This is a genomic window from Bacillus licheniformis DSM 13 = ATCC 14580, from assembly GCF_000011645.1.
Taxonomy (GTDB): Bacteria; Bacillota; Bacilli; order Bacillales; family Bacillaceae; genus Bacillus; species Bacillus licheniformis.
Genome location: NC_006270.3, coordinates 4,137,568 through 4,149,259 on the forward strand (window position 1 = coordinate 4,137,568; position 11,692 = coordinate 4,149,259).

The 11,692-nt window shown below is 43.8% G+C and carries 6 protein-coding genes and 3 pseudogenes; 7 read left to right on the forward strand and 2 right to left on the reverse strand.

Going from position 1 to position 11,692, the window contains the following annotated elements:
• Positions 1–189 precede the first annotated feature (189 nt).
• The 3 genes from adhE (at position 190) to ahpF (ending at position 5,364) form a co-directional block, all read left to right on the forward strand.
• On the forward strand, positions 190–2,793 hold the full coding sequence (gene adhE, locus TRNA_RS42610; RefSeq protein ID WP_011198466.1) for a bifunctional acetaldehyde-CoA/alcohol dehydrogenase: 2,604 nt from the start codon (positions 190–192) through the stop codon (positions 2,791–2,793).
• Positions 2,794–3,257: 464 nt separating this feature from the next.
• On the forward strand, positions 3,258–3,821 hold the full coding sequence (gene ahpC, locus TRNA_RS42615; protein WP_003177913.1) for an alkyl hydroperoxide reductase subunit C: 564 nt from the start codon (positions 3,258–3,260) through the stop codon (positions 3,819–3,821).
• Between the two features lie 13 nt (positions 3,822–3,834).
• Entirely contained in the window at positions 3,835–5,364 is a 1,530-nt protein-coding gene (gene ahpF, locus TRNA_RS42620) for an alkyl hydroperoxide reductase subunit F (RefSeq protein ID WP_011198467.1), read from the forward strand.
• A gap of 569 nt (positions 5,365–5,933) precedes the next feature.
• Here ahpF and TRNA_RS42625 read toward each other — a convergent pair.
• Together TRNA_RS42625 and TRNA_RS42630 are read right to left on the reverse strand one after the other, a co-directional pair.
• Positions 5,934–6,563, reverse strand: coding sequence for a hypothetical protein (locus TRNA_RS42625; protein ID WP_011198468.1), 630 nt, complete (start codon positions 6,561–6,563; stop codon positions 5,934–5,936).
• A gap of 67 nt (positions 6,564–6,630) precedes the next feature.
• Complete coding sequence (locus tag TRNA_RS42630; RefSeq protein WP_009330005.1) at positions 6,631–7,647, reverse strand: hypothetical protein; 1,017 nt, start codon at positions 7,645–7,647, stop codon at positions 6,631–6,633.
• Positions 7,648–7,831: 184 nt separating this feature from the next.
• On the opposite strand from TRNA_RS42630, the pseudogene TRNA_RS42635 reads away from it, so the two are divergent.
• From TRNA_RS42635 to TRNA_RS42650, 4 genes and pseudogenes are all read left to right on the forward strand, one after another.
• Positions 7,832–9,474 (forward strand): annotated as a pseudogene (locus TRNA_RS42635) (DUF2075 domain-containing protein).
• A pseudogene (locus TRNA_RS43515) lies at positions 9,471–9,780 on the forward strand (nucleotide pyrophosphohydrolase). Before TRNA_RS42635 ends, TRNA_RS43515 begins: the two co-directional pseudogenes overlap by 4 nt.
• Before the next feature lie 281 nt (positions 9,781–10,061).
• Positions 10,062–10,958: an ABC transporter ATP-binding protein gene (locus tag TRNA_RS42645; RefSeq protein WP_009330007.1), complete on the forward strand. Its 897-nt coding sequence runs from the start codon at positions 10,062–10,064 to the stop codon at positions 10,956–10,958.
• Between the two features lies 1 nt (position 10,959).
• A pseudogene (locus tag TRNA_RS42650) lies at positions 10,960–11,692 on the forward strand (ABC transporter permease).

The window sequence follows — 11,692 nt, forward strand, 5'->3', positions numbered from 1 at the left end:
TTCAAATTCGTGCTATGATAAATTCAACAACAGAAAAGGAGGATTGATGCCAAAATAAACCAGATATCCGCTTCAGGGATAAAAATTTTTAACCTAACTTGTGAAATGTTTCACAAACTTTACCGACTTCATTCATCCCTGGACATCCTGTTGTAATCAAATTCCTATTCATTCACTGGAGGGTTTACAATGGCAATCGAAGAAAAGAACATGAAACAAAAGCAAAATGCCTCAAACATGATTGATCAGCTAGTCGAAAAAGGCCTAAAGGCATTGGAAGAATTCCGCAGCTTTGATCAGGAGCAGATTGATGAGATCGTCAAACAGATGGCGCTTGCCGGCCTTGATCAGCACATGCCTCTCGCCAAACTTGCCGTCGAAGAAACGAAGCGCGGCGTTTATGAAGATAAAATCATTAAAAACATGTTTGCCACAGAGTATGTCTACCATCATATCAAATACGATAAAACAGTGGGCATCATCAATGAAAACGAACACGACGGAGTCATTGAAATCGCGGAGCCTGTCGGTGTCATCGCCGGCGTGACGCCGGTGACCAACCCTACTTCCACCACCATGTTCAAGTCCCTGATATCAATTAAAACAAGAAATCCAATCGTGTTTGCTTTCCATCCATCCGCCCAAAAATGCAGCCGCGAAGCGGCGAGAATCCTTCGGGACGCAGCCGTCAAAGCAGGAGCACCCGACAACTGCATCCAATGGATCGAGACGCCTTCTCTGGATGCAACGCAAGCCCTAATGACCCACCCGAACGTTTCCCTGATCCTCGCAACAGGAGGCGCAGGCATGGTGAAATCCGCTTACAGCTCCGGAAAACCGGCCCTTGGCGTCGGACCTGGAAACGTTCCGTGCTACATCGAGAAGTCTGCCAACCTGAAGCAAGCCGTCAATGATCTGATCTTATCCAAAACATTTGACAACGGCATGATTTGCGCATCAGAGCAGGCCGTCATCATAGACAAAGGCATCTACTCAGACGTCAAAGCCGAAATGACAAGAAACAACTGCTATTTCTTAAATAAAACCGAAAAATCAAAGGTCGAAAAATTGGTCATCAATGAAAATACTTGCGCGGTAAACGCTGATATCGTCGGCATGCCGGCATTCAAAATTGCTGAAATGGCCGGTATCAAAGTGCCGCAAGATACAAAAATCCTCATCGCCGAATTAGAAGGTGTAGGTCCGGATGACCCGCTGTCCAGAGAAAAACTGAGCCCTGTTTTAGCGTGCTACAAAGTCAGCGGGCTTGAAGAAGGATTAAAACGCGCCGAAGAGATGCTGGCGTTCGGGGGAACCGGCCACTCGGCGGTGATTCATACGAACGATCAAGAAGCCGTTAAAGAATTCGGCTTAAGGATGAAGGCCGGCCGGATCATTGTCAATGCACCGTCGTCACAAGGAGCGATCGGCGACATTTACAACGCCTATATGCCTTCTTTAACGCTCGGCTGCGGCACATATGGCGGGAACTCCGTCTCGTCAAACGTAGGGGCCGTTCATTTAATCAACACGAAAAAAGTGGCGAAAAGGAATGTCAATATGCAGTGGTTTAAAGTGCCTCCAAAAATCTATTTTGAAAAACACGCAACCCAATATTTAGCGAAAATGCCTGACATCTCAAAAGCGTTTATTGTGACTGATCCGGGAATGGTGAAACTCGGATATGTAGACCGCGCCCTTCACTACTTAAGAAGGCGCCCGGATTACGTTCATTGCGAAATTTTTTCTGATGTCGAGCCTGATCCTTCAATCGAAACGGTGATGAACGGCGTCGACATGATGGCCAAATTCCAGCCGGATGTCATCATCGCCCTCGGCGGAGGTTCGGCAATGGATGCCGCAAAAGGAATGTGGATGTTCTACGAGCACCCTGATGCTGAATTCTTTGGCTTAAAGCAAAAATTTCTGGACATCCGCAAGCGCATCGTCAAATACCCGAAACTGGGAGGAAAAGCAAAATTCGTCGCAATCCCGACGACATCAGGCACAGGTTCTGAAGTCACTTCATTCTCTGTCATTACAGACAAAGAAACGAATACAAAGTACCCGCTGGCCGATTATGAATTAACACCGGATGTCGCGATCATTGACCCGCAATTTGTCATGACCGTGCCGAAACATATCACGGCCGACACAGGAATGGACGTATTGACACACGCAATTGAATCATACGTATCGTGCATGGCCAACGACTATACTGACGGCTTGGCCATGAAGGCCATCCAGCTGATCTTCGAATATCTGCCAAGAGCATACAAAAACGGCAGCGACGAGCTGGCCCGCGAAAAAGTGCATAATGCATCAACGATTGCCGGAATGGCATTTTCCAATGCCTTCCTCGGCATCAACCACAGCTTAGCCCATAAGCTTGGCGCCGAGTTTCAGATCGCTCATGGACGGGCAAACGCCATCCTTCTGCCGCACGTGATCCGCTATAATGCAGCGAAGCCGAAAAAGTTCACGGCATTTCCTAAATACAGCCACTTCATAGCCGACCAGCGCTACGCGGAGATTGCCAGAACGCTCGGCCTGCCTGCAAAAACAACTGCAGAAGGTGTTGAAAGCCTCATCCAGGAGATCATCTCGCTTGCCAAAGAGCTTAAAATTCCGATGAGCATTAAACAAAACGGCGTGGATGCCGCCGCATTCGAAAGCAAAGTAGATCTCATGGCCGAGCGCGCCTTTGAAGATCAGTGCACGACAGCCAATCCTAAGCTGCCGCTCGTTTCAGAGCTGGCTGAGATTTACCGTTCCGCGTATAAAGGAGTTTAGCCAAAAAAGCCGTCATTCCGACGGCTTTAGTTTGTTGACAAAATCCCAAAACGACTTTTAGTTTTGGGATTTTGTCATCCTTTCAGCGTGATTGAAAACCCTTGCAGTCTAGGAAGGCCGAGCATCGGAGCGCAGCGAATGTTGGAATTCGTGAGCACCGACGCGCAGGCCTGACAACGAATGCGAGGATTTGTCGACACGCTGAAGCCGTCATTCCGACGGCTTTTCTTTATTTTCAATTAGGCCTCTTTATTCTCACTTCTCTATCATTTGTGCCAATCATACTATATGAAAATGAAACTCCAACTCTTTTCTTTAGCTGAAATACTTAACAAAAAAATAAAGGTCTTTCCCCTTGACAAAAAATATTTATTATTTGATAATTTGTATATAATTATAATAATTATAGAGAAATAAAGTTTACAATTTTATTTCTCTTAAACTACATTCAGGAGGACGATATTATGTCTCTAATCGGAAAAGAAGTACAACCATTCGCAGCAAAAGCTTACAAAAACGGTGAGTTTATCGATGTTACACACGAAGATCTGAAAGGCCAATGGAGCATTTTCTGCTTCTATCCAGCGGATTTCTCATTTGTTTGCCCGACTGAGCTTGAAGACCTTCAAAACCACTACGAAGCTCTAAAAGAACTAGGTGTCGAAGTATACTCTGTTTCTACAGATACTCACTTCGTACATAAAGGATGGCATGACAGCTCTGAGAAAATCGGCAAAATCACTTACGCGATGATCGGCGACCCATCTCAAACGATCTCCCGCAATTTTGAAGTGCTGAACGAAGAAGAAGGTCTTGCTGACCGCGGAACATTCATCATCGATCCGGACGGCGTCATCCAAGCTGTTGAAATCAACGCAGGCGGTATCGGCCGTGATGCGAGCATCCTGATCAACAAAGTAAAAGCGGCTCAATACGTACGCCAAAACCCAGGCGAAGTTTGCCCGGCTAAATGGGAAGAAGGTTCTGAAACACTGACACCAAGCCTTGACCTAGTAGGCAAAATCTAAGGAGTGCATTCAATTGGTACTTGAAGCAAATATCAAAGCACAATTAAACCAATACATGCAGATGATTGAAAATGACATCGTCCTTAAAGTCAGTGCAGGCGATGACAGTGTCTCTAAGGATATGCTGGCTCTTGTAGAAGAGCTGGCTTCCATGTCATCAAAAATCACTGTTGAAAAGGCGCAGCTCGACAGAACGCCAAGCTTCAGCGTCAATCGTGCCGAAGAAGATACAGGCGTGACATTCGCCGGGGTTCCGCTCGGTCACGAATTCACATCTTTGGTGCTGGCACTCTTGCAAGTAAGCGGCAGACCGCCGAAAGTCGATCAAAAAATCATCGATCAAATCAAGAACATCAGCGGCGAGTACCGCTTCGAATCTTATATCAGCCTCACATGCCACAACTGCCCGGATGTTGTGCAGGCATTGAACATGATGAGCGTGCTCAACCCGAACATCTCTCACACAATGATCGACGGTGCGGCATACAAGTCAGAAGTCGAAAGCAAAAACATTATGGCTGTGCCGACCGTATACTTGAACGGCGAATCCTTTGGAAGCGGCCGAATGACGCTTGAAGAAATTCTTGCGAAGATGGGCAGCGGCACAGATGCGTCTGAGCTTTCTGATAAAGAACCGTTCGATGTACTCGTTGTCGGAGGCGGGCCTGCCGGCGCCAGCGCAGCAATCTATGCGGCGCGCAAAGGCATCCGTACGGGAATCGTTGCCGAACGCTTCGGCGGCCAAGTCCTTGACACGATGAGCATCGAGAACTTCATCAGCGTGAAGCGCACCGAAGGGCCTAAGCTTGCGGCAAGCCTTGAAGAACACGTGAAGGATTATGATATCGACGTCATGAACCTGCAACGAGCAAAAGGCCTCGAGAAAAAAGACCTTTTCCATCTAGAACTCGAAAACGGCGCTGTTCTGAAGAGCAAAACCGTCATTCTTTCAACTGGCGCACGCTGGCGCAATATCGGCGTACCCGGCGAACAAGAGTTCAAAAACAAAGGTGTCGCATACTGCCCTCACTGTGACGGACCATTGTTTGAAGGCAAAGACGTCGCCGTCATCGGCGGCGGCAACTCCGGCATCGAAGCGGCGATTGACCTTGCAGGCATCGTCAACCATGTGACTGTTCTTGAGTTTGCGCCGGAGCTGAAAGCAGACAAAGTTCTGCAAAAACGTCTCTACAGCCTCCCCAACGTGACTGTCGTGAAAAACGCCCAAACAAAAGAAATCACGGGCGATGAAAACGTAAACGGCATTACTTACGTAGACCGTGAAACAGGAGAAGAAAAACACGTCGAGCTCCAAGGCGTCTTCGTCCAAATCGGTCTTGTGCCGAACACGGAATGGCTGCCTGAAACCGTCGAACGCAACCGCATCGGCGAAATCGCAGTCGACAAACGCGGCGAAACAACCATCCCTGGATTGTTCGCTGCCGGCGACTGCACAGACAGCCCGTACAACCAAATCATCATTTCCATGGGATCCGGAGCAAACGCTGCTTTAGGCGCGTTTGACTACCTGATTCGGAATTAATCTATAAAAAACGCTATGCTGAAGTTTTCAGCATAGCGTTTTTCTGTATTCCCGCAACCACGGCTCATTCGATTTTGGCAATGGAAGCATCCCTCAAGCAGCGCACCTCGGCACGGAGGCGCCCTCTTTGTAGTCATAACCCCTTATAATAGAATTCATTTTCTCATCTTCTTTAATTTGGTACTATAAATATAGTAGTTTTAATATTAGTCATCATGAATAGAGGTTACTTGAAATGAGAAAAGAACAGTCTTTTATGAACTCAACTGCTTTCTTTATCATCATTTGTATGTTAGGCGGGATACTTTTTCTTTTAACGAAGTGACATGAACTTTAGATCTATATTACTGAGAAGTATACGTATAAGAAGACATTAGTCCACGATGTCATATCAACTTATATCAGCCATCTCAGCTTATCAGGTTTTTCCTTCATGCAGTTGAACGTGGAAGAAGCGAAGTACTTTGAATTGGAGACTTAATCGCCCAAGCATTACATTCGAGCATTCTTTCAATTGATGAACAGCCTCAGTTTTGATAAGCGAAAGGCCGGCGTCAATACAACCGGCCTTATTTCTGCGGCACCTCTTTTAATGAACCAACCCATACAGTTCCTGCGCTCACTTTATACCACTCATCTTTTCCGTCATTATCTTTTGAATAGGACATTTCTTTTATGCGCAGCACATCGCCGCTGCTTCTCAATCCTAGTTCGAGGTCCTCCTCCAGATCAGATAGCCGGTAATACACGGTATGAATATGAGGTTCCCATTCAAATGCATTCAGCTCATGTTCTAAAGGTTCGTATATTTTCAAAGAGAACGCTTCTTTTTCTTCTTGCTTGTCGAAAGAACCACTGTAAAAATCAATCGCTTCTTTATAAGCAGCCACAATTTGTGAACGGATAAAATCAGGCTCATACAACCAAATTTTCAAGTAGAAATCTTCATTTTCAGCTTTCAATTGCTTATGCCATTCATGATAGACATCGATCATCGCCTCCAAAAGCAAGCGTTTATACCATAATGGAGGAGTCACTGTTTGAAGCCCGTAAAAAGGGGATATCCATAATTTAACGTAATCTCTATGATGATCTCTTAAATATTCCATATTCAATTGAATATTGTCTGATTTCCACCATTCTATTCTTCGTTTCAGTCTTTTCCAGCCTCTTATTTTTTTCTTTGCCGAAAAATACATATTGACCTCCCTTCGCGTAACAAAAACGGCGCAAGAGACCGCCCCCTTGCACCTAACAACACGTCATTTACTTATAATAATTATAATCATTAAATGTCGCGATCATATCGTTTTGCGTCCCGCTTTTTCCGCGATTCGTATTAAAGTAAAGCGTCCCGTCATCAAAATCGACAGCCTCTATTTCAAAAAGCGTGTATGCACTGCTGGTAATTCTGAAAGATAAATCGCTGCGAGTAAACAATTCCTTCGAAAAGTCCTGAATCGGGTTTGTTTTTTGCTCTTTAATCATTTCATTGATATTTAAAGGGTACGTCAATATAATGCTCACATTTGAAGCATTGCCATTGCTGTCCGGTTTTGTAAGCGGCACATACAATGTCCCCTGGTAAAAGGAAATTCCTTGCTGAATGAAATGCGAAACATCCATTGTCTGATGATTCACAACAGCTTTCGAATAGTTTAATTTAAACGTTGCTTCATAGTCGAATTTTCCGGTTGTATCATTGAATGTCCCAATAAAGAACCTTTTTCCCGATCTTACGATAAATTTATCCGTCCCAACCGAGTATGTGATACCGCCAATCGACAAATTCGAACCTTGATAATTCAGCACATATGTTTTAGCCACTTTATAAGTATTTTTCGTTGTATCGACGCTGAGCTTCACGATTTTATTGGCATACTTAGTGCCGTCAGACATCGGCGCCACATAAACGCTGACGCTTTTATCGCCCGCAGATGCTTTGACAGCCAAGTCATTGGCGTGCCCTAAATCATAGCTCGTAGTATTGGTATCCGAATTTTTAAGAAGTGCAACGGTTCTATTGCTTGCCGTACCGCTCATTTTCACAGAGAATAACTGCGTCGTGTGATTCGTGTTATTCAATTTTGCAGCGTAGATCACATTGTTATTGCGGTCGACGCACATCCCCTGCATCGCCGTGAAATACCCCGACTTAGACATGGAAACATAATCGGTATACGTATTAAAGTAGCCTGATTGCGCATATGCAGCCGTCCCCGCAAAGCTGCTGAGAGCTAAGATAACCGCTGCTATGAAAACTTTTGGTTTTTTAAACACCATGCCATCCCCCCTTAAATGATTTCCATATTATATCCTTGAAGGAATATTGCGTCAATATAAGATTGATGTCCCCCTCCTTTCTATGCAATATGCCCTCAGAAAGCTTCCTGTTTGTTAAAATTTAGATTAATTTATCATAAATATGGTACTATTATTTTAAAAAAGAGATTCAGAGGCTGAAACAATGAATGAACTTGTGTTTGAAAAGAGAGAATTTACTCAAGACCATGTGAATGTTGTAAAAGCAATGCATATAAATAACTATCCGATTGTTTATATCCTTTATAACGAGAAAAAGAAACCGACTGCATATATTGGACAAACGGTTCAAGCTGCACGGCGTTTGAAAAATCATATAGATGATGAAAAGCGAAAGAGTTTGAATCGCTTTATTTTAATCGGCCATGAGAAATTTCATCAGTCTGCGACATACAATATTGAATAAATTTAATTAACTATTTTATCGCCGATAACCGCTACCAGCTGCAAAACGTAAGCCAGACCAGGTCTAGGGAAATGCACAATTACTATCAGAAACCCTTTTATAATGAAAATATCTTTCAAGTCATTTGGGAGAAGCTGAGAAAAGAGAAAATTGTGAACGATTCTCTTTAAAACCTTAGGAATAAAGACATTTATAAGTTATCTCCTTATAAAGAGCTCTCGCCTCAGCAGCTTGATATTAAAAATAAGATCCTTGATTTCTGTAAAGAACGTATACAAAAAGAAGGAAATCATGTCATTGTTATTGAAGGAGATGCCGGCACAGGTAAAAGTGTCCTGTTAAGCTCTCTGTTTAATACGATTCAAGATTTGGCTAAGAGTGAAGACTCTTTTTTGAAAGAAACAGATAATTACTTGCTGGTAAATCACAGCGAAATGCTGAAGACTTATAAGAGCATCGCCAACAGCTTACCGAATTTAAAGAAAAAGAGTTTCATGAAGCCGACACCATTTATTAATGAGAAGACCAAGACGGGAGCAACAGCGGATATCGTATTAGTAGATGAAGCTCACCTGCTTCTGACAAAGGAAGATTCCTATAACCATTTCCGCTACCAAAACCAGCTGTATGAAATCATTAAGCGAAGTAAAATCACTGTGGTGATCTTTGACCCAAAACAAGTCTTAAAGATTAAAAGTTATTGGAACGAAAGATTGCTCGAGGAAATCATTAATCAGTATGATGCGAAAACCGTAAAACTGACAGACCAAATGAGAATGAACGCCAATCCAGAAACAATCAAGTGGATTGACAGCTTTGTTGAAAAGAAAGTTCTTCCCTTTCCGACTGAAGACTCCTCCTTCGAGCTTAAAATATTTGAAGATGCTGCTGCGTTTAAAACAGCTATTGAACGCAAAAACAGTGAAGACGGTCTCTCCCGGATTGTCTCGACCTTTGATTATTTACATAAAAAAGATAAAAAGACTTACATCGTTGATGAAGAAGGGATTAACATGCCCTGGAACAGCACCCAAGATAAAGTGACATGGGCGGAAAATCCGAATTCTATTAAAGAAGTCGGCTCCATTTATACCGTTCAAGGGTTTGATTTAAATTACGTCGGCGTCGTTCTCGGCCCTTCCGTAAGCTATGATGAAGAAAAAGACGAACTGGTAATTGATACTTCCAAATACAAAGATACAGGGGCATTCGTGTTACGTACAGATTTGTCTCCAGAACAGAATGAACAAATTAAAGAACAAATCATCCTAAATTCAATAAATGTCCTGATGAAGCGGGGCATACAAGGCCTCTATATTTATGCGACAGATCCTAAATTAAAAAAGAGACTACTCGAGTTAGAAAGGGGAAAATGGTCATGAACGATATCCAAAGCCTGATCAACGCAATCAACGAATTCAGAGATGAACGAAACTGGAGGCAATACCATACCCAAAAGACCTCGCCATCTCAATTTCCATCGAAGCAGCAGAGCTGCTCGAAGACTTCCAATGGATCAGCAGTGAAGAAGCACTCAAAGCAAATAAAGAAACATCCGTGAAGAAATCGCAGATATTTTGATCTACTCTTTCATGCTGTGCAACGATCTTGGATTGGACGTGAAAGAGATTGTGGAAGAGAAGATTGTGAAGAATGGGAGGAAGTATCCGGTTCATCATAATGGTTAAGAATCTCCTTTTAAGTAGAGAGAGCTTCTTTCACAATTGAAGACCGCTCTCTCTATCTCCATGATGCGTTGGTTATTATGGCATCCTGCTTTGTTATCTTACCGTAACCCCTCCACTTCATATGCTTTAACACCCTTTGATTCTTTCTGCACCGTTCGCTGGCTCCCTGTTATTTTTGAAAAAATGACATTTGTCATCCGATTTTCATGACATCACTTACTAAAATCCGCCTCCCTCAACTTATACAATGAAATGAGTAAATCAGGAGGTGGCCTGTAGCCATGAGCAATGTTGTAAGCTTGACGAATGTGACAAAGACATTCCGCCAAAAAACGGCGGTTGATCAGATAGATTTTTCAATTAAAAAAGGAGAAATTGTAGCCATTCTAGGGCCAAACGGAGCCGGGAAAACAACAACGATTTCAATGATATTGGGGCTGTTAAAACCGACGGCTGGCAACATCACATTATTCGATTCCATGCCGCATGAAAAACGGGTGCGTGAAAAAATCGGCACGATGCTCCAGGAAGTCAGCGTCATGCCTGGTTTGCGTGCAGGTGAAATCATCGAACTCATCCGGAGCTACTATCCAAAGCCTCTATCCTTTCAAAAGCTTAGAACGTTGACAGGTTTGACAGACAAGGATTTAAAAACACAGGCAGAAAAGTTGTCCGGCGGGCAAAAGCGGCGTCTAGGCTTTGCCTTGGCACTTGCCGGCGATCCAGAACTGATGATCTTTGACGAACCCACGGTCGGCATGGATATCACTTCAAGAAACCGCTTTTGGCAAACGGTTCAATCGCTCGCAGAGCAAGGAAAAACGATCATTTTTTCTACACACTACTTACAGGAAGCAGATGATGCCGCGCAACGAATCTTGCTGTTTAAAGACGGCAAGATAGTAGCTGATGGAACGCCGCTCCAAATAAAATCAAGAATATCGAAGCATTCGGTTTCATTTATAGTTGATCCGGAACAGTCACTCGAGAAGCTGTATCAGCACCCAGAAACCGAACAGATTTTTCGTAAAAACAACCGGGTTTACATCGACACGGCCAATACGGACAAAATACTGGAACTCATTTTCTCAGAAAAGATCGGCGCTTATGATATTCAAATTGAGCGCGGAAATCTCGAAGAGGCATTTCGCCAGCTGACAAGCAAAGGAGACGAGTAAAATGAATGTATTTCAGATGCAGTGCAGAATGGAAATCAAAAGAATGCTTCGAAACCGCTATTTTGTCTTTTGGTCATTGGCCATGCCGATTGCTTTTTATTATATTTTTACAAATGTCGTCAATACGAATGCTCCAGACCCTGCGGCATGGAATGCGCATTATTTAATGTCGATGACAACATTCAGCGTCATGGGCTCTTCGATCACTCGGCATCCGCATGGTTCAAGAACGCACCCAAGGCTGGTCGACGTTCATACGCGTAACGCCTCTTCCCGACCACATTTATTTTATCGCTCAAATGTCGGGGCAAAGCGTCATTCATATTCTTTCGATCACAGTAATCTTCTTAGCCGGCGCCTTGATCAACGGCGTTTCTTTATCCCCATTGGAATGGTTCCTGTGCGGATTGTGGGCCCTGCTTGGCTCGCTCCCGTTTCTGGCGATCGGGACATTGATCGGGATGATGAAAAAAGTGGATACAGCAGCCGGAATCAGCAATGTGCTGTATATGGGGCTCGCCGTATGCGGAGGGATGTGGATGCCGCTTGAAATTATGCCAAAAATGATGCAGAATATCGGCCATTGGCTGCCGTCCTATCATTATGGCAGCGGCGCCTGGGAAATCGCTCGAGGTCAAATGCCAAACTGGAAAAATATTCTCTTCCTATTAGCCTATTCAATCGTTATTATGCTACTATCTAAATATATAAGAAGAAAACAAGAAGCGGTGTGA

What these genes read in the sequence shown, in the direction of transcription:
- TRNA_RS42630 (WP_009330005.1), bottom strand. Translation starts at nt 7,647, where the DNA reads ATGGTGTTTAAAAAACCAAAAGTTTTCATAGCAGCGGTTATCTTAGCT.
- adhE (WP_011198466.1), top strand. Translation starts at nt 190, where the DNA reads ATGGCAATCGAAGAAAAGAACATGAAACAAAAGCAAAATGCCTCAAAC.
- TRNA_RS42645 (WP_009330007.1), top strand. Translation starts at nt 10,062, where the DNA reads ATGAGCAATGTTGTAAGCTTGACGAATGTGACAAAGACATTCCGCCAA.
- TRNA_RS42625 (WP_011198468.1), bottom strand. Translation starts at nt 6,563, where the DNA reads ATGTATTTTTCGGCAAAGAAAAAAATAAGAGGCTGGAAAAGACTGAAA.
- ahpC (WP_003177913.1), top strand. Translation starts at nt 3,258, where the DNA reads ATGTCTCTAATCGGAAAAGAAGTACAACCATTCGCAGCAAAAGCTTAC.